We start from the raw sequence: 26,167 nt of genomic DNA on the forward strand, positions 1-26,167 counted from the left end.
CAAACACACAAAACTTATTCTACCAGTTTGCCCATCACCAGCATTACATCGGCTTCTGCCTGCTTCATTTGATAGCGGGCATTAATCATGCGGGTTTGCGATTCGATCAGGTTGATTTGTGTTTGGCGTAGTTCAACAGACGTGATGCTGGCCTTGCGAAAACGTTCCATGGCAATCACATTGTTTTCTTTTACCACTTCCAAAGTTTGCAACTCCAAATCGTATAGTTTCTTGGCGTTGTTGTAATTGTTGTAGGCTGCGGCTAATGCCGTCATCAAATCGTTACGTAGGCTTTCAATTTGTACCTGCTGGCTCTTTTGCTGTACCGCATTTACTTTCAGGTTTTGCTTCACCACACCGCCTTGAAAAATGGGCACTGCCAATTGGATGCCAGCATTTGGTCCGTAAGTTGTGTTGCGCAACGTGAAACCGGCACTGTTGACAGAATTGTTTAAACCGGCACCTGCATTGAGCGTAACTGTGGGCAAACGGTTGGCATTGATTTCTCTTTGCTGCTGATACAAAACAGCCAACTGTGAACGGGCCATCAATAGTGATGGATTGAGTGTGTCAATGGCTGCCAGAATTTTATCCCGGTCGTCAAATGCAACATCTGTAATGGAAGCATCAGATGTGGTAAATGCTTCCGATGGATTGCGGGAAAGAATATTATTGAGCCGTACTTTTTCTTGCTCAATGTTATTCTCAATGGTCATGATGTTGGTCTTTGCAGCATTGTAATCAGCGGCCGCTTGCAGGTAGTCGCTTTTGCCGGCTACGCCAATGTTGAAGCGGTTTTCCGCCAGCTTCATGCGTTCCTCAAACAGCGATAATGTTTCCTGATTGGCTTTTTGCTGTGCCTGAAAACGCAACAGATTGATGTACGCACTAATCACATTATACACCAACACGTTTGCCTGCTGTCGCACATTCAGGTTGGCAATTTTTTGTTGCTCTTGCAAACGGCTTTTGGCAGCCACCACTCTGAAACCGTTGAACACACGCCACTGCGCCACTACCGAAGCATTTTCACTTTGGAAACTAGCACCATTGCGTTTGATATTGGTGCCGTTCGATAAGCGTTGGTCAAGATTATTGTTGCTGAAATTGTATCCGGCAGCAGCAGACACAGTAGGCAGTCGACCAGCATTGCCCCAGTTGTTGAGCAGGTTGGCTACTTCCTCATCGTTACGGGCTATTTGCAAGTCGAAGTTTTTAGACAACGCCTGTTGAATAGCATCATTCAACGTGAGCACAGTTTGTGCAGTTGCTGGAAGAATCATACAGCAACAAATGGCTGCAGTCATCCACATTCTCGTATATCGGTTATTACATTTCTGCATTTGCTAATTCTTCTTTGCTGTGCAAACTGGTATCCTGCATCATGGCTTCAGGAATACCTTTTTTGCGGGTACTTAAAAACGAATACACGGCAGGTACTACAAACAGGGTGAGCAACAACGAAAAGCTGATACCTCCCACAATAACCACACCCAACGGAATACGGCTGGTGGCGGCAGCACCCAACGACAATGCAATGGGCAACGCACCCAATGCCATGGCCAAACTGGTCATGAGGATGGGGCGCAAACGTTGTGTGGCTGCTTCAATAGCTGCATCATATTTTTTCAATCCTTTCTCTTGTTGCTGGTTGGCAAATTCCACAATCAGGATACCATTTTTCGTCACCAGTCCAATCAACATAATCATACCAATTTGTGAGAAGATGTTGATGGTTTGATCAAAGAGATACAAACTCAGCAAACCACCGGCCAATGCCAGCGGTACGGTTACCATGATGATGAAGGGATCGATGAAGCTTTCGAATTGTGCTGCCAGTACCAGGAAGATGAGTACCAATGCAAGCATCAATGCAAAGTTCGTGTTACCCTGACTTTCAGCAAAGTCGCGGCTGGTACCGGTAAGCGAAGCTTCAAAACTATCGTCAAGGAATTTTGCTTTCAGGTCGTTCATCACTTTAATACCATCGCCAACGGTTTTGCCTTCTGCCAAACCTGCAGAAATAGTAGCCGACTTATAACGGTTGTAGTGATAAATACTGGGCGGCGTTGTTTCTTCAGCAATCGTCACCAGGTTGTCCAGCGATATCATTTGTCCGCGGTTGTTGCGTACAAAATACTGTTTCAAATCCGAAGGGTCATCACGGTCGCCGCGGTCTACCTGACCCATTACCTGATACTGTTTGCCATTCATCATGAAATAGCCCAAACGGCGGTTGGTGAGTGCCAGTTGCAGTGTTTCAGACACATCGGCCACACTTACACCCAGTTCACTGGCCTTCAGTCGGTCTACTTCAACTCTTACTTCAGGTTTGTTGAATTTCAAATCGGCATCTACACCTACGAGCACATTGCTTTCTTTGGCCGCTTCTAAAAATTTGGGCAGCACACTACGCAGTTTGTCGAAGTTGTTGTTTTGAATCACAAACTGTACCGGCTGTCCGCCACGGCGGTTTTGTTGAATCGTTTGTTCCTGTGCTGCAAAGGCCCGCACCTCCGGAAAACGATAGAGATTTTTTTGCACGTAATTCACGATATCGCCCTGAGTACGGGTACGTTCTTGCGGGTCGCTAAGCACTACCCGAACAAAGCCAGAATTGACAGAACCACCACCAGTGAAACCCGGTGCAGTAAATGCGAGTACGCCCCGTTGCTCAGGTACAGAATCGATGATGAAATTTTGCAAACGATCCATGGCTTTCACCATGGCATCGTAGCTGGTACCTTCGGGAGCTGTTACAGAAAGCCGGAACATGCTGCGGTCTTCCAGTGGTGCCAGTTCGCTCTGCAAGGTTTTGCCAAACCAATAAATACCAAAACCACTCAGGATGATGATGCCAAATGCAATCCAACGAACCTTCATGAATTTGCTGAGCAGGTGGCGATAACCATTTTCCATGCCCCGGAAAAAAGGTTCGGTAGCATGGTAAAAACGACCGTGTTTAGGACCTGATTTTGGAGTCAGTTTTACGTTGAGTACAGGTGTTAGCGTTAAGGAAACCAATGCAGAAATAAGTACCGCACCGGCTACCACAATACCAAATTCACGGAAGAGTTTGCCCACAAAACCCTGCAGAAAAATGATGGGCAAAAACACCACAGCCAGCGTAATGGAAGTAGAGATAACAGCGAAGTAAATTTCTTTGGAACCTTCTCTGGCGGCTGCCCATTTGTTCATGCCGCTTTCCATTTTCTTGTAAATATTTTCTGTTACTACAATGCCATCGTCTACCACCAAACCGGTGGCCAGTACAATGGCCAGCAACGTGAGTACATTGATGCTAAAGCCAGAAAAATACATGATAAAAAAAGCACCAATCAATGATACCGGAATATCAATGAGCGGACGGAATGCCATGTTGAAACTGCGGAAAAACAAGAAGATAATCAGTACCACCAATCCAACAGAAATGATGAGGGTTTCTTTTACTTCTTCCAGCGAGTTGCGGATGGGCTTGGTGGTATCCAGCAACATTTTGGTAGAAATATCGGCGGGCAATTCTTTCTTGATTTGTTCGAAACGACGGTTGAATTCGTCGGCAATTGAAATGTAGTTACTACCGGGCTGGGGCACAATAGCCATACCAATGGTAGGCACACCGCCTTCTTTAAATACACTCTCTTCATTCTCCGGACCCAGCACAACTTCTGCCACATCTTTCAATCGTACTATGCCATTGGCATCGCTGCGAATGATGACATTTTCGAATTCTTCTTCCGTGTTCAAACGGCCGAGTGTACGTACTGTCAGTTCTGTATTGTCGCCGGCAATTTTGCCCGACGGCAGTTCTACGTTTTCACGTACCAGTGCCTGAGAAATTTGATTCGCAGTTACGCCACGGCTGGTCATGCGTTCGGGCTGCATCCAAATACGCATGGCGTATTTTTTTCGCCCCAAATCTGAATGCCACTTACACCGGGAATGGTTTGCAAACGGTCGACCAACACATTGTTGGCAAACTCAGTAATCTCCAATTGGTTGCGGGTGTTGCTCGATACACCCATTGACATGATGGATTCGCCACCACCATCCGACTTGGAAACAGCAGGAGGTTGTTCCAAATCGGCGGGTAACGAACGCTGGGCTTGTGATACTTTATCCCGCACATCATTGGCCGCTTCTTCCAATGGAATGCCGAGTTCAAATTCTACAGTAATGCTACTAGAGCCCTGACTGCTGTTACTGGTAATGTTTTTAATACCCGGCACACTGTTGATGGCTTTTTCCAGTGGCTCGGTAATCTGGCTTTCAATAATGTCGGCATTGGCACCGGCATAACTGGTACGTACGTTTACGGTGGCGGGTTCAATCATGGGATAATCCCGTACGCCCAAAAATGTAAAGCCCAAAACGCCAAACAGCAATATCAGCAGGTTGATCACAATGGCCAATACGGGCCGCCGCAAACTCAGTTCAGAAATATTCATACGCTACAACTGCGAATTGATAAAAGAGATGCCGAAAAAATTATTGCTTCACCCTGGTTTTGAGTGGCATGCCGGGCTTGATGGTGAGCAAACCATTGGTGATAACGGTGTCGCCCACTTTCAACCCACTCAGTATTTCTACACGGGCACTGTCGCGGTAGCCGGTTTCTACTACCCGGAAAGCGGCCATACCATTTTCACTTACAATCACACTTTTGTTGCGGGTGCTGGGCATAACGGCTTGTGTAGGCACCATAATGGCTGGCTGACGATTGCCCACATCAACACCGACTTCAACAAATGAACCGGGAGCAAGTCCTTTGCCGCCATTCACTACCGCTCTTACAATCAGGTTTCTTGTTTCGGCAGCAATGCTGTTTTGCGAAGCCAATACAGTGGCTGTATAGGTTTGTGCATTGCTCAGCGAAGAGAGTTTTACCTGCTTTCCGGCCTGCATTTCGCCGGCATATTTTTCCGGTACGGCAAACTCCACTTTTACAGTATTGATTTGTGCAATATTGGTAATGATGGTAGCCGGAGTAATATAGGCACCCAAACTAATGTTGCGCAAACCCAACCGACCGTCGAACGGTGCACGGATTTCAGTTTTGGAAATATTCACCCGCAGCAATTCCATGTCGGCTTTAATGTTGCTCACATTCAGCGTAGCCGGATCATAATCTTGCTGGCTGGTACCGTTTATGGCAAGCAGTTCTTTCTGACGACGTTCGGTAGCCTCAGCCACCTTCAGCTGTACTTCCAGTTTTTTGAGTTGCGCCTGCAGGTCGCCGTCAAACAGTTTTACCAGCAGCGAACCTTTGCCCACATTGCTGCCTTCTTTAAAATTGATGGCTACTACCCGGCCACTGATTTCTGGATGGAGGTCGGTGTTTTCGTTGGGTAAAATGGTACCAGGTGCAGACACTTTGCGATCGAGGGCAAACTGCCCTGCCACCACGGCATCAAAAACAGGGGGAGGGCCAGCTGGTTTTTGACCGCCGCCCATGCCGGCTTTCGCATCTTTTTCTTCTTTACACGCCGTAGCAAAAAGCAATGCACCGGCACAAACGAGGAGAGATAAATATTTCAACTGAGGAACTTTTGGCATATGACGTTCATTTGAAGATTTACTTGCTGCACATTGATGGTCAGCGGCTTACTTGCTCTGCACCTTTAAGGTATCTTTCACCATTTTGGCTTTGCGTACCAAGTCGGTGCGGTCGGTGCCGAGTACGGTGACATGGCCCATTTTGCGGCCGGGTTTGGTATCGGCTTTGCCGTAAATGTGTACAAATGCCCCCTGAATGCCCAGCACTTGTTCCAACCCTTCGTAATGCGCCGGGCCGCTGTAACCAGGCTCTCCAATCAGGTTGATGATGGCCGATGGTGCCACCATATCGGTAGCACCCAACGGGTATTGCAGCAAAATGCGCCACAGCATTTCGTATTGAGAGGTAAGGTGTGCCTCAATGGTATGATGGCCACTGTTGTGCACCCGTGGCGCCGTTTCATTTACCCATACTTCACCTTTTTTATCGACCAATAATTCTACCGCAAATAAACCCGGACTGTCAAAGGCTTTCACCAAACGAATGGCAATGGCTTCCGCTTTCCACAACACTTCTTTGGTTATGTTAGCTGGAGTGAGTTGATAATCGAGCAGGTTGAGTGCGGGGTCGAACAACATTTCGGCAGGAGGGAAGAGTACATGTTTGCCATCGGTTCCTACGGCTACAATCAGGGCTATTTCCTGGGCAATATCCACCATGTTTTCCAACACTGAAGGGGCATCAAAACCTTGAGCCATGGCGGCTTCATCTTTCATTACCACCACGCCTTTACCATCGTAGCCACCTTCGCCCACCTTATGTACAGCGGGCAGGCGATGGGCATGTTGCTGCAAATCTTTCAGCGTATGCGTTACCACAAAATCGGGTGAAGGAATCTGGTTGTCTTTGTAAAAAGCTTTTTGGGTAATCTTGTTTTTGATGGTGCGCAGCACGGCCGGTTTGGGAATAACAGTGATACCTTCTTTTTCCAGCTGTTCGAGTGCATCCACATTCACCGCTTCTATTTCAATGGTGAGCACATCCACCTGTCTGCCAAAGGCCAATACGGTGTCGTAATCTTTGATATTGCCCAACACAAAATGCTGGCACAAATGCGCCGCCGGGCAATTCGGATCGTTTTCCAACACATAAGTTTCTACGGGATAATTGGCTGCGTCTTGCAGCAGCATGCGGCCCAACTGACCGCCTCCGAGTATGCCTACTTTTTTCATGTATGAAATTGGCGTTCTGATTTTTTTTAACGGAATACTACCAGCGTGGTGACTTTTCGCACCTCAACATATGCAGTTTCACCGCTTACATTTGTGGCTATGATGCCATCGTTGAAGCAGGTTGCGAAAGTAGCCACCACCATTAAATTGTCTGTAATATTCTTTGCCCTAGTGTTGATAGTGCCAGGCGGAAAACTGCTGGCGCAAAACCCCGGCAACGGACAAATACAGCTCACCGGTCATGTGGGGGCTTTTGCCGACACTTTGTGGGCGGGCATTATTGATGCCGAAAAGGGCAGCTATGTAGGTTCGCTGGCCCGCATCAACAAAGGCACATTTACCATTAAAGCACCACTGACCGACCCTGGCTTGTATGTGCTGATGGTGGGCGACCCCAACAACACGAACAACATCACGTATTACAATGTGTTTTTAGAAGCAGGAATAGCAGAGCTCAACCTCACCGAAAAAAGCCGTGACTTCGACCCGGTAAAAGGTGCTTCGCTGTTTGCATGGAAGGCCTTGGTAGAGCAGTTCGGCCCCGATTTCGACACCCTGTCGATGCTGAATAAAATGCGGGAAAGTGCCGGTACTTATGGCTACAACAACGACAGCATTTTGCGCAGCCGCCAGGTGATTGCAGACAGAGTGGCCACTAAAGTGCCGGGCTATTTGCAAACCTTTAATGAGACTGCCGTGGCACCGTTTCTACTCAATCTGGTGTGGCCGCTCAATTATCCTGTAGCGCAGGTGCAGCAATGGATCCAGCAAATAAAACCTGCGGCCATGCAAAATCAGTATGGCTTTTCCATCAATGAAATAGTGAGTACAGAAATGACATTGGGCTACGGGCAAGTGGCGCCGGTGTTTGTACAAAACGACCCCGACAATAAACCTATTTCACTTGAAAGTTTCAGGGGAAAATATGTGCTGATAGATTTTTGGGCCAGCTTGGTGCGGCCCCTGTCGTATGGAAAATCCGAACGTGGTAAAAGCCTTTGAAAAATACAAAAGCAAAAACTTTACCGTATTTGGTGTGAGCCTCGACAAAGACAAAAGCAAATGGTTACAAGCCATTGCCGCCGATAACCTCAACTGGCCACAGGTAAGCGACCTGGCTTACTGGAACAATGCTGTAGCCCGGTTGTACAAAGTGCAAAGCATTCCGCAAAACTTTTTGCTCGACCCTGAAGGCCGCATCATTGGTAAAAATTTGCGGGGCCAGGACCTGGAAGATTTTTTAGCCAAGACTCTGGGGAATAATTAATTACCAAAAAAGTCGGGCTCCTTTATCTTTGCTTTTTAATGAGCCTCTCTACTAAACATCTGCTGGGCATTAAAAACCTTCAGAAGGAAGACATCGCTATTATTTTACAAACTGCAGGCCAATTTCGAGAAGTACTGCAGCGTCCTGTAAAGAAAGTTCCTTCTCTCCGCGACGTTACCATTGTCAATCTTTTTTACGAAAACTCCACCCGTACCCGCATCTCCTTTGAGCTGGCGGAAAAGCGGTTGAGTGCCGACACTATCAACTTTGCGGCCAGTGGTTCATCTGTATCAAAAGGGGAAACCTTGCTTGATACCGTGAACAACATTTTGAGCATGAAGGTGGATATGGTGGTAATGCGCCACAGTGCCAGCGGAGCACCGCATTTTTTGGCCAAGCATATTCCAGCAGCCATTGTAAATGCGGGTGATGGCATTAATGAGCACCCTACGCAAGCCTTGCTCGATGCTTTTTCTATTCAGCAGGCAACGGGTGGTTTGGAAGGTCGTAAAGTGGCCATTATTGGCGACATCATGCACAGCCGTGTGGCCTTGAGTAATATTTATTTGCTCAAAAAAATGGGTGCAGAAGTGGTGGTGTCTGGTCCGCCAACACTCATCCCAAAATACATTGAACCTGCACTGGGTGTAAAAGTGGAATACGATTTGAAAAAGGCACTGGCCTGGTGCGATGTGGCCAACGTGTTGCGTATTCAACTCGAACGGCAGAATCAGGTGTTGTTTTCTTCTTTGCGGGAATACAACCTTACTTATGGTGTCAAAAAATCGTTGCTGGATTCATTGAATAAAGAAATCGTCATCATGCACCCGGGGCCCATTAACCGCGGTGTAGAACTGGACAGCGATGTGGCAGACAGCGGGCACAGCATAATATTGAATCAGGTAGAAAACGGAGTGGCCGTACGCATGGCAGTGTTGTATCTGCTTGCGGGTAGAAATTAATCCCTTTTCTTTACGGCATCAAATGGCCGTTTATGCGCATTGCACTTTTCCCTGGCACCTTCGATCCCATTACATTGGGTCACGTAGACATTATCGACAGGGCCTTGCCTTTGTTTGATAAGCTGATTGTAGGCATTGGGCGCAATGCCAATAAAAAGCCGATGTTTTCGGAAGAAGAACGGCTGCACTGGATTCTCGAAACCTATCGCGGTAATGATAAAGTGAGTGCTTTGGTGTATGAAGGCCTCACAGTAGATGCCTGCAATAAAGTGGGTGCAGGGTTTATTTTGCGGGGCATTCGCTATGTCAGCGATTTCGAATATGAAAAAGCAATTGCAGACATGAACCGCAGCATCGAACACAACATCGAAACCATTTTTCTCACCTGCTCTCCGCAGTTTACTTCGGTGGCTTCTACCTTGGTGAGAGATGTGTATCGCAATGGCGGCAATGTGCGGCAGTTTTTGCCCAATGCTGTGCAGCGTTCTATTTATCCGGCAAAATAATTCTATGGCTTCTATTTGGTTTCAGGGGCTGCCCGATGTGCACATGCTCAGCGAAATGGGCAAGGGCAACATGGGAGAGTGGCTCGATATTCAGTTTACAGCAATTGGCGACAATTACATCAAAGCCAGCATGCCGGTAGACCATCGTACCAAGCAGCCTTTTGGTTTGCTGCATGGTGGAGCATCGGTAGTGTTGGCCGAAACACTGGGCAGCGTTGCATCCGCATTGGTGGTTGATATGCAGCAATACATGTGCGTTGGTATGGAAGTAAATGCCAATCATGTTCGCTCAGCCCGCAGTGGCAGGGTAGAAGCAACCTGTACGCCCATTCACCTTGGCGCCACATCGCATGTATGGGATATTCGCATCCACGATGAGCAGCATAAATTACTCTGCGTTAGCCGGTTGACTGTGGCGGTGGTTAAGCGGAAGGGGTAAATAAGGTCGAGGTCGAGGACAAGGCCTAGGAGTTCACAAGTTCCTATGTTCACTTGTTCCGGCGTTGGGAACCATTAATTGCCTTTTGCTTCCCGCCTTTAGCTTTTAGCCTTCAGCCTTCAAGCACTACGCCTTCCGCTTTCAGCACATCTATAATTGAAGGAAAAGTATTGTCTAATAAAGCAGGAATGTCATGCGGTGCCACCCATTGTAGGGTTTGAATGTCTTCTTCGGTTTGTGGCACCAATGCTTCTGCAGTGCTGGCTTCCATGCGGTACCACACCGATTCTTTTAGCAGAAACTGTCCTCTTTCATGATAGGTATGCCAGGTGGTAATGAGTGGCGCCATCAGCTGTACATGTTGCAATCCTGTTTCTTCCTGTACTTCCCGCAAGGCACAGGCTTCAAGGGTTTCACCTTCGTCTAACTTTCCTTTGGGCAAGTCCCATTTGCCACGGCGAAAAATAAACAGGTATTCGCCATTTTCATTTTTTACCAAGCCTCCACCTGCGGTAATGGTTTGGAATTTGGATTGCAACAACTGAAAATAATAATCCGGCTTGCTGCTTAAAATAATGGCGGCATCGGCATCTGTTTTGTCGAGGTCGTGAATGCAGGATTGCACACAACTATCCGTTGGCTGATTGATGACCAAAGTGCAACCAGCATCGGTCAGCTGTTGCATGTCGGGTGTCAGTACATTGCTAATGTAAAACGGTTTATTGCCAAAGTAAATACGATACGTGTTTGCCATGTGGCAATGTTACAACATATCAAGAGCAGCAGAAAAGCAGGAACCGGCTAAAAACGAAATCCCCTTCTTGCGAAGGGGACATTGCCATTTGGATTTTTCAGATCAACATTTCTATACAGAAAATAACTTGTGTCCTGTCTGTATGCGGCAGCCAAAACCAGCCAGATTTTCGACCACCGGGAAACGAATATATAATGTTTTCATTGTTAAAACATCAGTATTGATGTTGCGACAGCGTAAAATGGGGATAACTTTTTCGACAGCCAGATACTCAAGGAATTGCAGCACAAAAAAGCCCGCTAACCTATGTAGGCTGCGGGCTCTGTTGTTAAAAGAATTTGCAGGAGATTAGTCTTCCTCGAAGAAACGGCGTGGCCCAGCCGGCTCTTTCTTCGGTGCCAATCCATGTATTTCGTTCAAATCGGCCACGTAAATGCTGCGGCCATGGGTACCGAGCAGTATTTCGTTTTCTCTTTCCTGTACAGCTATGTCGTGCACCGGAATGGCATGGGGCAGGCCATTTTTCCAGATGTTCCAGGTAACGCCGCCGTCTTTCGAAACATAGAAGCCACCATCGGTTCCGGCATATAAAATGTTCTCAAACTTGTGGTCTTCCCGAATCACGTTTACAGGCTCTAGTGGCAGGTTGCCGTTCACCGGCTTCCAGTTGGCGCCATAATCGTCGCTTACAAAAATCATGGGTTTGAAAAAGTCGTTGCGATAGCCATTGAACGATGCATATACCCGGCCTTCTTTGTGGTGGCTGGCATACACACGTGTTACCCAAAATCCTTTCGGCAGTTTGCTGCTGATGAGCGTCCAGCTGTAGCCGCCGTCTTTGCTCACATGAATATTGCCATCATCGGTACCGGCATAGAGCAGACCAAATCGCAACGGGCTTTCGCTGAGGGTGCTGATGGTACCAAAAGGAACATCGCCTTCTTTTTTACCGTTGGTGAGGTCATCGCTCAGGGTTTGCAGGTTAGCACCTTTATTGAGGCTGCGGTGCACCCGGTTGCTGGCAATGTAAAACACATCCGGATTGTGCCGGCTGATGACAATGGGCGTCAGCCAGTTGAAGCGGTAAGGCATTTCGCCAAGGCTGTGCGAAGGACGAACGCTGAGCACTCCTCCTGTATCCAAATGGCTGCGGGTGTATGCGCCAAACTGCGAGCCATAGTATACAGTTTTGTTGTCTCTCGGGTCAGCCAATATCATCATGCCATCGCCGCCACCTACCATACGGTATTGGAGCGTGTCGAAGCTGGCATCGCTGGTACGCTGGCGACGGGTGTAGCCCGTCCAGGTACCATTGTCCTGCAGGCCGCCATACACTTTGTAGGGCCGTGCATTGTCTACACTAATGGCGTAAAACTGACCTACAGAAGGGCTGTTGGCCTTGAACCAGTTGTCGCCATTGTCGTAAGTGATGTTGATGCCGCCATCATTACCCAAAATCATGTGGCTGTCCCGCTTGCCATCGATCCAAATGAAGTGGTGATCGCTGTGGGTATTGGATTTGCCAATGCTTTTGAAGGTTTTGCCGGCATCGGTGCTCAGCATAACCGGTACACCCAGAATCACAATTTTCTCGATCGTTGGAAGGACTTACGGCAAAACGACCAAACCAATAGCCATAAGTGCTGTACATATTGGGCAGGTCTTTTTCGTTTTGCTTTTTCCAGGTTTTGCCAGCGTCTTCGCTGCGGTAAATTTCAAACCCGATTGGCGTTCCTTCAAAGCCGGTGTTTACATTCAAGTAATCATATATAGCCGTGGGTTTCACTTTATCGCTGGCTACCATTTCCTTTACCGACTTAGCGGTATAGCGGGGTGCCATGCGGTTGATTTTCAAAAATGAATCCAGCTTTGTATCATCCAAAGCGGCAAACTGGTCTTTGCTTAACACTTTAAAATCATCGAGTTTGTAATTCACCGAATCGGCTTTGGCATTGCTGCTGCGCTTGGTTTGATTGTCTACAATGGCATACACGATTTGCGGATTTTTTTCGTACACCACCATGCCGCTGCGGCCAAACACGGCGCCCTGTGGCAGGCCACTGCCTTCACCACTAATCAGCGTCCATTTGTTGCCGCCATCTACACTTTTATAAATACCACTGCTGGCGCCGCTTTCTTCAAAGTTCCAAGCCTTGCGGGTTTTGTACCACATGCTGGCGTAGAGCTCATTTGGGTTTTGCGGGTTGATGTCCATTTCGATAGCACCTGTATTTTCATCCAAGTACAACACCTGTTTCCAGCTTTTGCCGCCATCGTTGGTTTTGTACACGCCGCGGTCTTTGTTGGGCGAATACAAATGCCCCGTCACGGCTACCCAAGCTGTGTTGGCATCGCTGGGGTGCACAATAATTTCGCCAATGTGATGGCTTTCGGGCAGGCCGAGGTATTGCCAGCTTTTGCCATTGTCGGTGCTTTTGTACACACCAATACCGCTGTAGGTACTGCGGCTGGCGTTGGCTTCGCCGGTACCCAGCCAAATGGTGCGGGTAGCCCACTGCACGGTTACATCTCCCAGGCCAATCACATCTTCATTATCAAAAATGGGCGTAAATGACTGACCGTTGTTGGTGGTATGCCACAGGCCGCCGGTAGCATATGCCACATAAAACTCGGTGGGGTCTTCGGGGTTTACGTCTATGTCTACCACACGGCCACTCATTACTGTGGGGCCAATGTTGCGGAAATTGGTTTTGAAAGGTGAAGCTGCCACCAGTTGGCGCTTTTCGGCCATGCTCTTTTGCCGGTCGGCGGCGGTTGTAGGCACCACATTTTGTGCCCAAAGAAAGCTGCTGCCCAAGAGCAAAGCCCCTGCGGTAAAAGCAATGTGTTGTAGTTTTGGAAAGGAAGCCATAGACAATTTTTAAATGAATGGTTCGTTAGCAGTTATGATGAAACGTCTCAATTTTTTACTGGTGTTGGCAATGCTGTGTGGGCCGGAGTGGCTGATGGCACAATGTAAAACATTTAAGCTGAGCGACCGTGGCGATACCCTCAACTGTGTGGATACCCGCAACCGCAAGCAAGGTCCGTGGCTGGTGCAGGTGCCAGAGATGCGTGGTAACCCCGGCTACGAAGAAGAAGGCTCGTATGTAGACGATAAAAAGGAGGGAATCTGGCGGCGCTACACTATGGAAGGCGACCTGGTAGCGGTGGAAGCTTACCACTGGGGCATGCTGCATGGCAAAAGCAGTTACTACTCGGTACTGGGCCTCGAAAGGGAAGAAGGCTTGGTGGGCCATTAACCCAAACAAACTATACGATACCATAGAAGTGCCCGACCTGTATGAAGATGGTAAATACACGACCGTTATATTGAAAAATGAAGGCCGCAGTTTACGGCACGGCACTTGGCGCTGGTTTGACCCCACCACTGGTTTTGTACAGCGTACCGAAGAGTTTATACGGGATAGTGCCGTGAGTGGACTGGAAGCTTTTGGCATGAGCAATAGCCGTACCAAAAAGCAACCTGCCGATACCGGCAAAAACGGTAAGAAGAATGAAAAACCTGCCGTAGTGCAGGAATACGAAAAGAAAAACTCCGGCAAGAAAAAAGTACGGGTGAGGGATGGATCGACGGGGTATTGAGGGGAGGTGCTTGTTGTTTATCTCGCTGTTAGTGATTTGCAATCCCTAACATATTTGATTCTAATACGATCGCAAATATTCAGATTCGGCTTCAGGAATAAAAATCTCAAGGAGCAGGAATTATAAGTTGCCTTTCATTTTATGAACGAATAGGGCTAACGGAATCAGACTCAAAATGCTGAATGCCGCATATGCAGCAATCAGCTTAGAGGTTTTCTTGCGTTTTTCTATTGAAAGGGCATTCCATTTCAACTCAATGGCTTCAATGGAATACTTGCTTTTGTATATGTATCTGACATAAGTAACAATCTGAAAGAGCAGGGATATTACTACTACAGTTGGCTTATTAATCCCAATGTTCTTATCAAATAATAACGAGAGTAAAAAAAGAAAACAGATTGCATTTGAACTCATCATAAACCCAACTACTGTAGCAGCTGTATCACTATTTTTTACGTCTTGTTGCTTTTCGTTTGAGTAGAAAATAAAAGTCAGGTAGTAGGTGAAGTCAAAAAAGCGAAACATTGATCAAGGGTTAAAATATGGACAGCCAAGTTGTTTCAGTACTTATAAAAAAATATGCAAGAGTATCATCTTTCTTGAGCTGTGAAAAAATAAAACTACTCTTCTGAAATTAATGCTGCATAAATATACGTAAGAGTTTCTGACTGCTGCTTATTTCGCCCACCATAAAACTTTTACTGGAAGACAGTGCATCGGCGGTATGGATATCCTCTTTAATGACGCCTACCTTATAGATGTAGTAGGAGTGTAGCAGGCTGGTTGCTGTTTTTGTTTTAACCAGGAATCCTGTATGGAAGTCAAGCCCAACAATGTAAGCTGTATTAGCTGGCCAGTTTTCCATGTAGCTAATGAATGTTGCATAACTCCCAAAACGTTGAATATTTCGGCACAGTGCTTTTATCATCACCGATGATGAAGCCTGACTGTATTTTACTACAGGAATATCAAAGCCCAGCTGTTTGAGTACGGTGCATACAAAATAGCCACACGCAATACTTCCTTCTTTGGGTGTACGGGTAGTGCCATTGTAATCCCAGCGGGTGCCAGCCCAGTAAACAGGAATTTGATCTTTGCAGGGCTGATGCCAATAAGCTGTCTTTACCCAAGGCGTTTCTTTCAGCCCCAAATTGTTGTTGAAATTGTAGTAAGAAACTATCGTATGGTAAATTCTTTGTTGGTTCAGGTGCAAGAGCGGGTGTTGAAGTATTATCTGAATATACCTCATTGCAACCCGTAACTACGCTGATGAGCAATGGCAACCATAAGTAGCATAAAGTTCGCATGCAGGCAGGATGCAAATTGTCTGCTATTCCACAAATGTTGTTTCAAAATCTTTCTACTTCCTGCTCAACTCAAAAAACAACAGCTGATACCGGATGGCGCTGCGCCAGTAATCCCAGTTGTGGCCGCCGGCTCTTTCGAGGTAGGTATGTGGCACTTGCATGTGCAACAGTTTTGGTGCAGGGCCCGGTTGCCGCCAATGAAAAAATCTTCGGTGCCGCAATCAATAATCAGCTGCAAGGTTTGGGCGCTGGCTTTTTTGAGGGTATGCAATACCGAGTAGTTGGCCCATTGGGTACTGTCGCCAATTACTTCGCTGATGCCGAATTTTCCTTTCGATTCTGTGAGGTCGACTCCGCCGCTCATGCTGCCTGCCATGCCAAATACATCGGGGTGGCGCAGGGCCAGGTACAAAGCACCATGGCCGCCCATACTCAGCCCGCTGATGGCACGGCCACTGCGTTTGGCCTGGGTAGGATAACGGGCATCAATATATGCAGGCACTTCGCTGGCCACAAAGGTTTCAAATTGAGAAGCAGGTTGCAACGGACTGTTCACATACCAGCTGCTGTAGCCGCCTTCGGGGCACACAATAATGGTTTGGTATTCATCTGCAAGTTCGCTCAGTTGCGGTACCCGCAATATCCAGTTGCTGTGCCAGCCACTGTGCCCGTGCAGCAAATAGAGCACCTGATACGTTAGTTGTGGCTGCATTTCGCTGGGGGTAATAATGGTGCAGGGCAATGACCGCTGCATGGCTTTGCTGAAAATCTGTACAGAATCTACTTTGCCGGCCCATGATAGGCTAGCGGTGCAGAGCAGCATCAATGTCATCCAACAAAGCTTGTATCCAAGGAATTTATTCATGTGGTAAATCTAAGCGCCTATTTTGATGTGTGATTACAGGCGTTCTGTTGGTGATACTCAAAGTATGGATGTATCATCTTTCGGACTTCCGGTCTTCCCGTCTTTCGGACAATGCTATATGTTCTTCCAGTAAATCCATAAACCCCTTCCGATCTATAAACCTTGCGCCCAAACTTTCGAGGTGGGCTGTGTACACCTGACAATCGATGAGCACAATGCCTTGCTGCTGCAACCATTGCACGGCATACATAAAGGCGGCTTTGCTGGCATTGCTCACATGGCTAAACATGCTTTCACCAAAAAACACTTTGCCCAACAAAACGCCGTACAAGCCACCCACCAGCTGGCCTTGCTGCCAGGCTTCAAAACTGATGGCACGGCCCAAGTGATGCAGTTGCGTATACGCATCCTGCATGGCCGGCGATATCCAGGTGCCATCCTGCCCGGGGCGGGGTGTGGTTTTGCAATGGGCCATCACTTCAGCAAAGCACTGGTTGCGGCTAAACTGAAACACATTTCTGCGCAACACCTGCTGCATGCTTTTGCTGATGTTCAATTCATCTGGAAACAGTACAAACCTAGGATCGGGGCTCCACCACAAGGGTACATCACCATCGTACCAGGGAAAGATGCCTTTGCGGTACGCCAGCAGCAACCGTTCGGGGCGCAAATCGCCACCCGCCGCCAGCAGTCCCTCTGCATCGGCAGCAGTTACGGGCGGAAACCAAAGTTTGTCGTCGAGAATGTGGAGCGTTGTCAACCCGGTAAAAATAACACAGATTATACGGCTACGGCTTCAACGGTAGCATTGATACCACGGTCAGTGATGCCTTCAGCCATTACTTTCAGCTCTTCAAAACCGCCATGCTTCACGGCATATTTGCCCCGCATGTGTATAATGAGGGCGCATTGCTCGGCCTGCTCGGCAGAGTGGCCCACAATTTCCATTAGGGCCTGAATCACCCAGTCAAAACTGTTTACGTCATCGTTCCAAACAATGAGACTGTACCCGCCATCCTCCAACACGAGTGTGTCTTCATCAGGCTTCAGTTCGGGGTTTGGTTCGGAGTAAAAAGTAATCATGCGGTTTTAATTGGCGGCAAATTTAGGCAGCAAAGGTTGAAATGTATTGTTAGAAAATGATTGTGTTGAATAGCTTGTTAAAACAGCCTTCAAATGTGCAAATGTGAAAAAGCAGGGCAGAGGCCTGCCAATATTCACGGGTTAATTTGCGTTAGCCTGCTGCTGTAACCTGTCGATGTACGACTGCGTATACACAGTAAGTAATTCATTATGATGCATGTTACCCGTTTCCTGCCCAGGAAAATTGCTACCCTGCCACTTGTTGTTTTGGCTGGCGCAGTGCTTTGGGCAAACAGCGTTGCTGCACAGCACACGTTCATAGTAAAAGACCCGGGCAAGTACCAGCGTTTTCTGGATGCCCGGCAGTGGTTTACTTCCGCCCAGTACAAACTGGCTTATCCGGTGTTTAAAGAGTTGGAGCAGGCTGTAAACACACCTGTAGATATTAACCAACAGTTGTATGTGGAAGAGCTACGTTTTTACATGTTGGCCTGCGAACTGATGGAAGATAACCCTGGTGCCGAACCAAAGGCACAAGGTTATTTGTCGAGCAATGCCGGATCGTATCTCAAAGGGCAGCTTGGTTTTTATCTGGGATCGTATTATTTCCGTCAGCAGCGCTATGCCGAGGCTATCACTGCTTTCGACAAAGCCAATGTAAGCAACCTCAGCAATGAGCAGGTGGCTACCATGCAATTTCAGCAAGGCTACGCTTATTTCACGCAAAAGCAATTTGTGCAGGCAAAGCCTTTGCTCAATTCGGTACGGCAGTCTGCAGCATCACCTTACTATGCCGATGCCAATTATTACTATGGTTTGCTGGCTTTCAACGACAAGCAATACAAAGAAGCACTGCAGAGTTTCGAAGTAGTTCGGTACAATAAAAAGTACGAGGACATGGTGCCGTATTATACTGCCGGCATCAACTATTCCATTGGCGAAAAAGCCAAAGGCATGGAGCAGGCCGAAGCTGCATTGAAAACAGGCAATCCTTATTACAAATCAGAATTGCAGCAATTGGTGGGCCATGGTTATTTTGAAAAAGGAGAGTATGCTAAAGCGCAACCCTATCTTGAGCAATATGTAAAAAGTGCTGATAAAGTAAAGAAAGAAGACCTGTATGAATTGGCCTATTGCTACTACATCAGTCAGCAATATGCAAAGTCAATAGAGGCATTTAAACCACTGGCTGGCGGCGATGATTCGCTGAGCCAGCATGCCATGTATTTGCTGGGCGATGCCTACTTAAAGACAGGCCAAAAAAACAATGCCCGCAATGCGTTTTTGTTTTGCAGCAGCAACAGCAGCAATGCGCAGTTTAAAGAAATCAGTTTGTTCAATTACGGTAAGCTGAGCTACGAACTGGGCTACGACAATGAAGCATTGCCCGCATTGAAACAATACGTCAACAGCTATCGTCAAGGTGCTTACATTACCGAAGCCAGAGACTTGCTGGTAGGTGTGCTGGGCAATACCAGCAATTACAAAGAAGCACTCGACTTGTACGAATCGCTTCCTACCAAAAGTGAAATGGCGAAGTCGTACTATCCACGCATTGCGTACAACCGTGCACAAGAGTTGATGAACGATCGCAATGTGGCGGGTGCAGAGCTGCTGTTGAAAAAAGTGCAGACGGCTCCTTACAATGAATCTGTGATTTCGCTAGCTCATTTCTGGCAGGGCGAAATTGATTTCGGTAAGAATGAGTTTGCCAGTGCGGTGCAGCATTTTCAGGCTTACCTGAGCAAGCCGCAAGTGCAAGGCGAAGCCAATGTAACCAATGCGAAATACAGCCTCGGCTATAGCTTGCTTCGCTTGCAAGAGTACAAGCAGGCAGGCAATGTGTTTGCAGAAATAGCCAAGGGTTATTTTGCCAACGAGCAACAGCAAACTGATGTGCAGTTGCGTCTTGCAGATTGTGCATTCATGCAAAAAGATTTCAGCAAGTCGTTGCCCATTTACAATCAGGTAGCGGCCAAGCGGGGCTATGGCGCCGACTATGCCTTGTATCAGGCGGGCATGATTGCAGGAGCTCAAAATAAGGCTACTGAAAAAATCAATCAGTTGCGGTCTATCGAAACCCTGTACCCCAATAGTGGCCTGGCTGCCCTTGCCAATATGGAAATTGCCGATACCTACCTGGCCGATGAAAAGTTCAAAGAGTCGATTCCTTTTCTGGCTAAAATCATTGCTTCAAAAGGAAATGAAAGTTTGAAGCCAACGGCTTACCTCAAAACAGGCCTGGCTCAATACAACCTCGATCAGTTCAATGAAGCATTGAATGCTTTTACAACACTGTTGAAACAGTATCCGCAATCGCCGGAGAGTGAAGAAGCCATTGATAACGTACGCAGCATTTATGTAGAGCAAGGTAAGCCCGACCAGTACGTAAGCTTCCTGAAAAGTGTAGGCCGCAGTGTAGATCAGAATGTAGCGGATTCACTCACCTATGTTGCTGCAGAGTTGCAGCTGTCGGATGGTAAAAAGCCACAGGCATTGGCAGGCTTTACCAAATACACAGAGCAGTTTCCCATGGGCCGCTATATTGTTGATGCGCATTACTATGCAGCAGAACTGAACCGCGAAATGAAAGCCATGCCCAAGGCCATGACACACTACGATGCTGTGGCTAAGTTGGCGCCCAACAAGTATGCTGAAAAATCGCTGCTCTTGCTGGCCCGCTATTACTATTTCGATGAAAAGAATTATAGCACTGCTTCCGGCTATTACACACAGCTGAAGCAACAAGCCAGCAGCAACGAAAACCGTTTGGAATCAATGCGTGGATTGGCCCGCTGTCAATACTACCTTAACGATTTTGCCAACGCTGTTGCCAATGCAAAAGAGTTGTTGCAGCAAGGTGGTGCCGGTAGCGATGACAAAGTGTTTGCTAACCTCATTATTGGTAAGCAAGCCAAGGCAGATGGCAATTGTGCAGAAGCCATCACCGCTTTCAAATCAGTAGCTGCCTTATCGAAAGCAGAGTTTGGTGCCGAAGCCCGTTATCAAATTGCCGCTTGTTATTTTGAAATGCAAAAGCTGGAGGAAGCAGAAAAAGCAGCATTTGAAGTGGTACAAAAAGCGGGCTCTTATGCCAACTGGGTAGAGCGGTCTTACATTTTGCTCGGCGATATTTACCTGAAACAAGAAGATTACTTTAATGCGAAAGCGACTTACAAAAGTGTGGCCGACAATGCAACCATTCCAGAGCTGAAAGCTGAAGCTGCCAGCAAATTGGCTAAAGCCGAAAGTATGAGTGCAGCAGCATCAAAAATAGGAGGGCAGTAATGAACCGCAGATATCAATCATTCCATCACCTGTTTGTATTGCTGCTGTGTGTAGCAGGTTTTCAAACAGTTACCGCACAGGATACGGTGAAGCGAAGAACCATCGAAATCACGTCTTCCTTCAAGCCCAGTTTGCAGCAACAACAGAAGTTTGGTTTTACAGCCAGTGCTACGCCTGCAGATAGTGCAAGGCCCAAACTCAGTTATAAAATTCCATCGCAAAACCTGGCGTTCAATTTTGTGCCAGCACCATTGCGGCCACTGGCTTTTCAGGAAGACAGTACGCTGAAAAATGCAGCTCCTTCTGTGTATGTAAAAGCAGGCTTTGGCAATTTCAGTACACCGTTTTTGCAAGCACTGGCTTCGTTTGGCAATGGCGAAAAATCGAACGGCAGTGTGGAAGGAAACTTTACCAGTTCAAAAGGCAATCTCGATTATCAGAAAGCCGCACAGTATGGTGTAAAAGGCAATCTGTGGCTGCACATGAAGCAAAACAATTCACTGCATTTATATGGCGGTTATCAGGGGCAGCAAACGCAGCGCTATGGCTGGGAGCCTAAAGCTACAGCACCAGTGCTTGATTCAATGGCATTGCAATACAATACCATTTTTGTTGGGGCTGGTTTGGGCAACAGCATTGCCGGAGATGCCGGTGTGAGCTATGATGCCAAGGTTGATGCACATTTCTTTTCGGATAAATATGATGCACAGGAAACGGCGGTTCGTTTTGAAGCACCCATTACCAAAACCATTGGCGACAATGCCAGTGTAACAGTGGGTATCAAAGGCATGTTGTCTTCTTTCCGCAGCAACAAAGCAGATTTCAGCAACAACCTGTTCATGATTCCCGTGAATGCGCAATTTCAGTTGCAGGAAAATATCTCTGTCAAAGCAGGTATCATTCCGTCATGGAACAATAAGGTATTTAAGTTGCTGCCCGATGTGTCGGTTGAATACTTGCTGAATGAAAAGAATCTCGTGTTGCAGGCTGGATTCCGGGGTTATTACGATGAACAAACCTTCCGTTCTCTGGTTGCATTCAACCCTTGGATTCAGCAGCCGGACAGCCTGACCAATACCCGCAACAGCGAAATATTTGCAGCGGTAAAATCGAATGTCAATGAGAACCTCGGTTTTTCGGGTAAAAGCCGGTGTAGGCAAGCAAAGCAATCTGCCACTGTTTGTAAATGATAGCAAAGATGGTAGCAGTTTTCAAATCCTTCGGGAGCTGGATTTGAACCGCGTATTTATTGCTGGTGAACTGGTGTATCAGCAAGGGCAAAAGCTCAACTGGACCAACAGCCTGCAGGTAAATATTTACAACGACATAGATGCTGCCCCAAAAGCCTATGGTTTGCTACCTTTCGAATTGCGTTCTTCGGTGCAGGTACTCATTTTGAAAGATCTGCGTTTCAAAGCTGATTTGTATACCATCAATGGTGCTTGGTACCGCGACCAAACCGGCGATGACAAAAAGGGAAAATCAGCATTGGATTTGAATGCAGGTCTGGAGTTTGACGTACACAAAAAAGTGAAGCTCTGGTTGCAGCTCAACAACATAGTGAATCAGGATTACCAGCGATGGAACCAGTACCGGGTGTTTGGCTTTCAGGCCTTGGGCGGTGCCATTTTCCACTTCTAAATCGGGCAGTTTTGCTCATCTGATTCAGTTCCTGTTAATTTGTTGGCATGAACGCATTGCTGAACGAATTTCTGCTGTCGCATCAAGAACTGCCACTGCATGCTGTTGGAGTGCTCCGTGTAGCGTCTCAACCCGCTCAGTATGATGTAACAGAACGTGCATTTGTGCCGCCTACAGCAGCGTTGTCTTTCGAGCAATTAACTGCAGATAATGCAGTAAGCATGCAGCCTTTGGTGCGTTTCGTAGCACAGCAACTGCAATCAACAGAAGAAGAGGCTTTCGAAAAAGTAATGCTCTGGCAAAATGATACTGCACAGCTACTGCAGCAAGGCGATGCTGTTACGATTGGCGCCTTTGGTACTTTGCAGCAACATGACGGCCAGATCGTTTTTCTCCCGCAACGCTGCAAACAGGCTTTGAGCCCGTAGCAGCTGAAAGAGTAATCAGAGAAAGTGCAGTGCACCAAATGCTGGTAGGAGATGTAGAAACTACCAGCACCGAAATGGAAGCCTTTTATGACCAACAAGAAAAAGCAACCGACCGGTGGTGGTTGCTTCCTATGATTGTGGCCGCTGTGGCCATAGCGCTGATTATTTGGGCGAAATTTCTGCGTTAAACTTAAGGCGCAGGTACTTCGTTTTCTGTACCCGGATTTACTTCAATTTCTGCGGCCAGTTTGCCAATGAAGTTGGTGGTAATCATTTTTTCTGCCACCAAAATCATATTGCAAAATGCTTCTTCTTGTGAAACACCATGACCTATGATCACCGGCTTTTCTACACCTAATACAGGCGTGCCGCCATACTGCTCAAAATGAAATCGATCGAAGTATGGATGACTGATGCCCTGACGTTGTGTAATAGGATAAATAGATTCCATCATTTTCAGCAATACATTGCCTGTGAAACCATCACACACAATTACATCCGCTTTGTCTTCCAGAATATCGCGGCCTTCCATATTACCCACAAAGCGGATGTGGGTATTGGCCTTTAGCAAAGGATATGCAGCTTGTGCCAGCATATTGCCTTTCCCTTCTTCTTCACCAATATTGAGCAGGCCTACAGACGGGTTGTCTATGCCCAAAATTTCTCTGGCATAAGCAGTGCCCATAATGGCAAACTGATCCAGGTTTTCTGGCTTGCAATCACTGTTGATGCCCACATCGAGCAAGAGGCCTGTTTTGCCGCCTTCCCGTGGAATAATGGTAGCAATAGTAGGGCGCAATACACCCGCAGAAAGCTTCAATGAAAACATACTGCCTACCAGCATGGCACCGGTATTGCCCGCACTAATGAGAGCATCGGTTTTTCCCATGGCCAGCATGCCAAAACCTACAGAAATAGAAGATTGTGGTTTCCCCTTCAATGCTTTTACCGGGTGCTCGTGGTAACCGATAATTTCCGGGCAGTCTACAATATGGAGTTGCTCATGGCCTGTCAATCCAACAGTTGCCAATGCTTCAGCCACATCGGCTGCAACACCCAACAACTGTATTTGTACGCCAGCTCTTGGAGTAGCCAGGTACTGTTTTATTCCTTTTGCCGCTTCAAGGGGGCGTAGTCGCCACCCATCATGTCCAGTGCTATCTTCATAAGGTGCGGAAAATAATAAAAAGGTGACACCTTTTAGCAAAGTGTCACCTTAACCATTAAGAATGGGAATTATTTCTTGATGGGAGACTTCTCAGCCACCACCTGGCCTTTATAGTACAGCTTTCCTTCGCTAACATGTGCACGGTGGCGAACATGTGTTTCGCCGGTAGCACTGTCTACACTCAGGGTAGCTGCAACGGCTTTGTAGTGCGTACGGCGTTTTGCGCTGCGCTGCTGGCTATGGCGTCGTTTCGGATTAGGCATAACGGATCCAATTAAAAGTTATCAAAAGCGTTTATTAATTACTGTTTTCTTCAAGTCCCTTGAATTTGTCCAAATCTTTCCAGATGGAGTGATGATTGTCTTCGCTGGGGCGGAGTTTATTGAGTTTTTCCAGTACTTCTTTGTTGCAGTAAGGACCACCAATTTCAGCATCGTTACACATACGTGTCATAGGAATGCTGAGGTTGATGAACTCATAAATCCAATCACTCAGGTGCAGGTGGCTTTCGTTTCGGTCAATGTAATACACGTCAGGATCTTCTTCCTGTTCGTTCATTTCATCCGGGTTATCTACCAACTTCACCACAATTTTAAACTCATCCCACAACTGCATGGGCAGATTATTGCCGCAGCGGTCGCAAATGACTTTGAGTGATCCACCTACATCAAATTTCAGTAAAAAGAAACCAGTCTTTTTGTCCAAATTCAACTTGACGGTGGCGTTCACATCGGTGAAGTCCTGCTCATCATAATCCTGAAAGAACTTGTCCGTAATTTCATAACTGAATTGGTGTTCGCCCGGCTTTAACCCTACAAATGCTATATCGTACGTTCTTTTGCCAGACATGACCCTTCCAGAAATTAGGGCTGCAAAAGTAGGTGTAATGACCATCGTGGCCAAACATTATCCACTAAAATTCTGGATTTTTCGACGTTTTGGTGGATATGTGGAAAAGGGAAGACAGTCGGTAAAACGAATTTATAACCCTGATTTTAGTTTTCTGATTTGCAAGGTTAACATATTGCCAGCATCAGATCGAAGGCACTACTCCCGTAATTTAGCAGGGTCATTTTGTTTCCATATTTATGAAAATCAATCAGTTATTTTTTGTTGCCCTGCTTTCTTGCTCATTGTTTAGCACTGCTTTGCTGGCGCAGCCACCCCGTAAAGGGCAAACGGCGCCAGATATCCGGCTGCAAAATGCACAGGGTGACAGTGTGGCGCTGAGTAGCCTTAGGGGTAAAGTGGTGTTGATTGATTTTTGGGCCAGCTGGTGCGGGCCTTGTCGTATTTCCAATAAAATGGCCAAGCCGGTGTACGAACAATACAAGGCAAAGGGATTCGAAATACTGGCCATTTCGGTTGATCAAAATACAGCTGCCTGGAAACGGGCCATCAAGCAAGACCAAATGACCTGGCTACAAGTTCACGATGCTGCTGAAGGAGAAGATGCCGTAGCTTACAAATGGAATATCCGCCAGATTCCAACCACCTATTTAATTGATAAAAATGGCAAAGTAGCAGCAGTAGACCCCGACTGGATGGAGATTAGCAAACTGCTGCCCAAGCTGTTGAAATAAAGCTACATTTTCATGGCGGCATACCCCTTAAGCTGATGGGTAACAAAGGCCGTCATGTACGAAGTAGCAATTTTTACCTGCGGCAATAATTCTTCTGGCAACAGCTTTCTTTTTACAGTGCTCTGCCCACAAACCATCATCGTTACGCCCGCCTTTGTTAGTTCTTCCAACACCTGCAGATTGGGATTGGATCGACCATATTTCCGCTGATATGCTTCATTTTTTTGAATGCAATAACTGCCAGCGTTGTGAAAAATAATGACGATAGAACGCTGGTCCTGCGAAATGCCATCTATGGCCAGCAGGTTCACAAACCGGCTGGCTACTTCCAGCGACTGGCTTATTTCTGCGGAGCTGGTATCACTCTTGTCTATTTCAATCACCACTTTGTAGGGTAGGTTTTTATCTGCTGTAAAAGAAAGACCCGGTACCTGGGCAAATACTGCGCCATAATGCGGCACAGCCGGATTTGAGGACGTTTGCGCATAGGTATTTTCGATGGCAAAAAACAAAGTGGCAATGAGCAGGATTCCTTTCATAG

General features: G+C 47.1%; 28 protein-coding genes and 1 pseudogene. 13 read left to right on the top strand and 16 right to left on the bottom strand.

Annotated features, from left to right (window positions below; all coding sequences use genetic code 11):
- Nucleotides 1-14: 14 nt before the first annotated feature.
- The 4 genes and pseudogenes from GLV81_RS08695 to GLV81_RS08710 form a co-directional block, all read right to left on the bottom strand.
- Nucleotides 15-1,283, bottom strand: a complete 1,269-nt coding sequence (locus tag GLV81_RS08695; protein ID WP_197429045.1) for a TolC family protein — start codon at nucleotides 1,281-1,283, stop codon at nucleotides 15-17.
- A 46-nt stretch (nucleotides 1,284-1,329) separates the two neighbouring features.
- A pseudogene (locus GLV81_RS08700) lies at nucleotides 1,330-4,448 on the bottom strand (efflux RND transporter permease subunit).
- 40 nt (nucleotides 4,449-4,488) lie between these two features.
- Nucleotides 4,489-5,556, bottom strand: a complete 1,068-nt coding sequence (locus tag GLV81_RS08705; protein WP_157478521.1) for an efflux RND transporter periplasmic adaptor subunit — start codon at nucleotides 5,554-5,556, stop codon at nucleotides 4,489-4,491.
- A gap of 48 nt (nucleotides 5,557-5,604) precedes the next feature.
- A complete protein-coding gene (locus tag GLV81_RS08710) occupies nucleotides 5,605-6,729 on the bottom strand; it encodes a 5-(carboxyamino)imidazole ribonucleotide synthase (RefSeq protein WP_157478522.1) in 1,125 nt (374 codons plus the stop codon).
- Nucleotides 6,730-6,828: 99 nt separating this feature from the next.
- Here GLV81_RS08710 and GLV81_RS20215 point away from each other — a divergent pair, with 99 nt between their 5' ends.
- From GLV81_RS20215 to GLV81_RS08730, 5 genes are read left to right on the top strand one after another with little or no spacing between them, the layout of a single operon-like run.
- On the top strand, nucleotides 6,829-7,731 hold the full coding sequence (locus tag GLV81_RS20215; protein WP_246186339.1) for a TlpA family protein disulfide reductase: 903 nt from the start codon (nucleotides 6,829-6,831) through the stop codon (nucleotides 7,729-7,731).
- Nucleotides 7,715-7,996 carry a peroxiredoxin family protein gene (locus tag GLV81_RS20220; RefSeq protein WP_246186340.1) on the top strand — a complete coding sequence of 94 codons (282 nt, stop codon included), beginning with the start codon at nucleotides 7,715-7,717 and terminating at the stop codon, nucleotides 7,994-7,996. Before GLV81_RS20215 ends, GLV81_RS20220 begins: the two co-directional genes overlap by 17 nt.
- A 38-nt stretch (nucleotides 7,997-8,034) precedes the next feature.
- The gene (locus GLV81_RS08720; RefSeq protein ID WP_157478523.1) at nucleotides 8,035-8,958 is read left to right on the top strand and encodes an aspartate carbamoyltransferase catalytic subunit; all 924 of its coding nucleotides are present in this window, start codon (nucleotides 8,035-8,037) and stop codon (nucleotides 8,956-8,958) included.
- Nucleotides 8,959-8,990: 32 nt separating this feature from the next.
- Nucleotides 8,991-9,464, top strand: a complete 474-nt coding sequence (coaD, locus tag GLV81_RS08725) for a pantetheine-phosphate adenylyltransferase (RefSeq protein WP_157478524.1) — start codon at nucleotides 8,991-8,993, stop codon at nucleotides 9,462-9,464.
- Between the two features lie 4 nt (nucleotides 9,465-9,468).
- Nucleotides 9,469-9,903: a hotdog fold thioesterase gene (locus GLV81_RS08730; protein ID WP_157478525.1), complete on the top strand. Its 435-nt coding sequence runs from the start codon at nucleotides 9,469-9,471 to the stop codon at nucleotides 9,901-9,903.
- 112 nt (nucleotides 9,904-10,015) lie between these two features.
- Here the strand turns inward: GLV81_RS08730 and GLV81_RS08735 are convergent, their stop codons facing one another.
- The 3 genes from GLV81_RS08735 to GLV81_RS08740 all read right to left on the bottom strand — a co-directional run bounded on the left by GLV81_RS08735 (nucleotide 10,016) and on the right by GLV81_RS08740 (nucleotide 13,529).
- The gene (locus tag GLV81_RS08735) at nucleotides 10,016-10,657 is read right to left on the bottom strand and encodes an NUDIX hydrolase (protein ID WP_157478526.1); all 642 of its coding nucleotides are present in this window, start codon (nucleotides 10,655-10,657) and stop codon (nucleotides 10,016-10,018) included.
- A 348-nt stretch (nucleotides 10,658-11,005) separates the two neighbouring features.
- Nucleotides 11,006-12,118, bottom strand: a complete 1,113-nt coding sequence (locus GLV81_RS19345) for a beta propeller repeat protein (RefSeq protein ID WP_197429046.1) — start codon at nucleotides 12,116-12,118, stop codon at nucleotides 11,006-11,008.
- Nucleotides 12,105-13,529, bottom strand: coding sequence for a WD40/YVTN/BNR-like repeat-containing protein (locus tag GLV81_RS08740; RefSeq protein WP_157478527.1), 1,425 nt, complete (start codon nucleotides 13,527-13,529; stop codon nucleotides 12,105-12,107). Before GLV81_RS08740 ends, GLV81_RS19345 begins: the two co-directional genes overlap by 14 nt.
- Nucleotides 13,530-13,563: 34 nt before the next feature.
- Here GLV81_RS08740 and GLV81_RS08745 point away from each other — a divergent pair, with 34 nt between their 5' ends.
- Nucleotides 13,564-13,920, top strand: a complete 357-nt coding sequence (locus tag GLV81_RS08745) for a toxin-antitoxin system YwqK family antitoxin (RefSeq protein ID WP_157478528.1) — start codon at nucleotides 13,564-13,566, stop codon at nucleotides 13,918-13,920.
- Nucleotides 13,856-14,263 carry a hypothetical protein gene (locus GLV81_RS08750; RefSeq protein ID WP_157478529.1) on the top strand — a complete coding sequence of 136 codons (408 nt, stop codon included), beginning with the start codon at nucleotides 13,856-13,858 and terminating at the stop codon, nucleotides 14,261-14,263. The genes GLV81_RS08745 and GLV81_RS08750 overlap by 65 nt, the downstream gene beginning before the upstream one ends.
- 120 nt (nucleotides 14,264-14,383) lie before the next feature.
- Here GLV81_RS08750 and GLV81_RS08755 read toward each other — a convergent pair whose 3' ends face one another.
- The 5 genes from GLV81_RS08755 to GLV81_RS08775 all read right to left on the bottom strand — a co-directional run bounded on the left by GLV81_RS08755 (nucleotide 14,384) and on the right by GLV81_RS08775 (nucleotide 17,518).
- Nucleotides 14,384-14,788 carry a hypothetical protein gene (locus GLV81_RS08755; protein WP_157478530.1) on the bottom strand — a complete coding sequence of 135 codons (405 nt, stop codon included), beginning with the start codon at nucleotides 14,786-14,788 and terminating at the stop codon, nucleotides 14,384-14,386.
- 109 nt (nucleotides 14,789-14,897) lie between these two features.
- Entirely contained in the window at nucleotides 14,898-15,476 is a 579-nt protein-coding gene (locus tag GLV81_RS08760) for a hypothetical protein (RefSeq protein WP_157478531.1), read from the bottom strand.
- 158 nt (nucleotides 15,477-15,634) lie between these two features.
- The gene (locus GLV81_RS08765; RefSeq protein WP_197429047.1) at nucleotides 15,635-16,435 is read right to left on the bottom strand and encodes an alpha/beta hydrolase; all 801 of its coding nucleotides are present in this window, start codon (nucleotides 16,433-16,435) and stop codon (nucleotides 15,635-15,637) included.
- A gap of 73 nt (nucleotides 16,436-16,508) precedes the next feature.
- The gene (gene aat, locus GLV81_RS08770) at nucleotides 16,509-17,195 is read right to left on the bottom strand and encodes a leucyl/phenylalanyl-tRNA--protein transferase (protein ID WP_157478532.1); all 687 of its coding nucleotides are present in this window, start codon (nucleotides 17,193-17,195) and stop codon (nucleotides 16,509-16,511) included.
- A gap of 20 nt (nucleotides 17,196-17,215) precedes the next feature.
- Nucleotides 17,216-17,518 carry an ATP-dependent Clp protease adaptor ClpS gene (locus tag GLV81_RS08775; RefSeq protein ID WP_157478533.1) on the bottom strand — a complete coding sequence of 101 codons (303 nt, stop codon included), beginning with the start codon at nucleotides 17,516-17,518 and terminating at the stop codon, nucleotides 17,216-17,218.
- Nucleotides 17,519-17,728: 210 nt separating this feature from the next.
- On the opposite strand from GLV81_RS08775, the gene GLV81_RS08780 reads away from it, so the two are divergent.
- The 5 genes from GLV81_RS08780 to GLV81_RS08800 are packed head-to-tail and all read left to right on the top strand — an operon-like array spanning nucleotide 17,729 to nucleotide 23,063.
- Nucleotides 17,729-20,806 (top strand): tetratricopeptide repeat protein, encoded by a 3,078-nt coding sequence (locus tag GLV81_RS08780; RefSeq protein ID WP_157478534.1) that lies wholly within the window; start codon nucleotides 17,729-17,731, stop codon nucleotides 20,804-20,806.
- Nucleotides 20,806-21,996, top strand: a complete 1,191-nt coding sequence (locus GLV81_RS08785; RefSeq protein ID WP_157478535.1) for a TonB-dependent receptor — start codon at nucleotides 20,806-20,808, stop codon at nucleotides 21,994-21,996. Before GLV81_RS08780 ends, GLV81_RS08785 begins: the two co-directional genes overlap by 1 nt.
- Nucleotides 21,926-22,447 (top strand): hypothetical protein, encoded by a 522-nt coding sequence (locus GLV81_RS08790; RefSeq protein ID WP_157478536.1) that lies wholly within the window; start codon nucleotides 21,926-21,928, stop codon nucleotides 22,445-22,447. Before GLV81_RS08785 ends, GLV81_RS08790 begins: the two co-directional genes overlap by 71 nt.
- 47 nt (nucleotides 22,448-22,494) lie before the next feature.
- The gene (locus GLV81_RS08795; protein WP_157478537.1) at nucleotides 22,495-22,875 is read left to right on the top strand and encodes a hypothetical protein; all 381 of its coding nucleotides are present in this window, start codon (nucleotides 22,495-22,497) and stop codon (nucleotides 22,873-22,875) included.
- Between the two features lie 38 nt (nucleotides 22,876-22,913).
- Nucleotides 22,914-23,063, top strand: coding sequence for a hypothetical protein (locus tag GLV81_RS08800; RefSeq protein ID WP_157478538.1), 150 nt, complete (start codon nucleotides 22,914-22,916; stop codon nucleotides 23,061-23,063).
- 2 nt (nucleotides 23,064-23,065) lie between these two features.
- On the opposite strand, the gene GLV81_RS08805 is transcribed toward GLV81_RS08800, so the two are convergent.
- From GLV81_RS08805 to GLV81_RS08815, 3 genes are all read right to left on the bottom strand, one after another.
- A complete protein-coding gene (locus GLV81_RS08805; protein WP_246186341.1) occupies nucleotides 23,066-23,935 on the bottom strand; it encodes a phosphate acyltransferase in 870 nt (289 codons plus the stop codon).
- A 176-nt stretch (nucleotides 23,936-24,111) separates the two neighbouring features.
- Nucleotides 24,112-24,306, bottom strand: coding sequence for a 50S ribosomal protein L32 (rpmF, locus tag GLV81_RS08810; RefSeq protein WP_157478539.1), 195 nt, complete (start codon nucleotides 24,304-24,306; stop codon nucleotides 24,112-24,114).
- A 34-nt stretch (nucleotides 24,307-24,340) separates the two neighbouring features.
- Entirely contained in the window at nucleotides 24,341-24,892 is a 552-nt protein-coding gene (locus tag GLV81_RS08815) for a YceD family protein (protein WP_157478540.1), read from the bottom strand.
- Between the two features lie 239 nt (nucleotides 24,893-25,131).
- Between GLV81_RS08815 and GLV81_RS08820 the strand changes: the two genes are divergently transcribed.
- Nucleotides 25,132-25,626: a TlpA family protein disulfide reductase gene (locus tag GLV81_RS08820; RefSeq protein ID WP_157478541.1), complete on the top strand. Its 495-nt coding sequence runs from the start codon at nucleotides 25,132-25,134 to the stop codon at nucleotides 25,624-25,626.
- Nucleotides 25,627-25,628: 2 nt separating this feature from the next.
- On the opposite strand, the gene GLV81_RS08825 is transcribed toward GLV81_RS08820, so the two are convergent.
- Complete coding sequence (locus GLV81_RS08825; RefSeq protein WP_157478542.1) at nucleotides 25,629-26,165, bottom strand: DsrE family protein; 537 nt, start codon at nucleotides 26,163-26,165, stop codon at nucleotides 25,629-25,631.
- Nucleotides 26,166-26,167 lie beyond the last annotated feature (2 nt).

Source organism: Phnomibacter ginsenosidimutans, assembly GCF_009740285.1.
Lineage (GTDB): Bacteria > Bacteroidota > Bacteroidia > Chitinophagales > Chitinophagaceae > Phnomibacter > Phnomibacter ginsenosidimutans.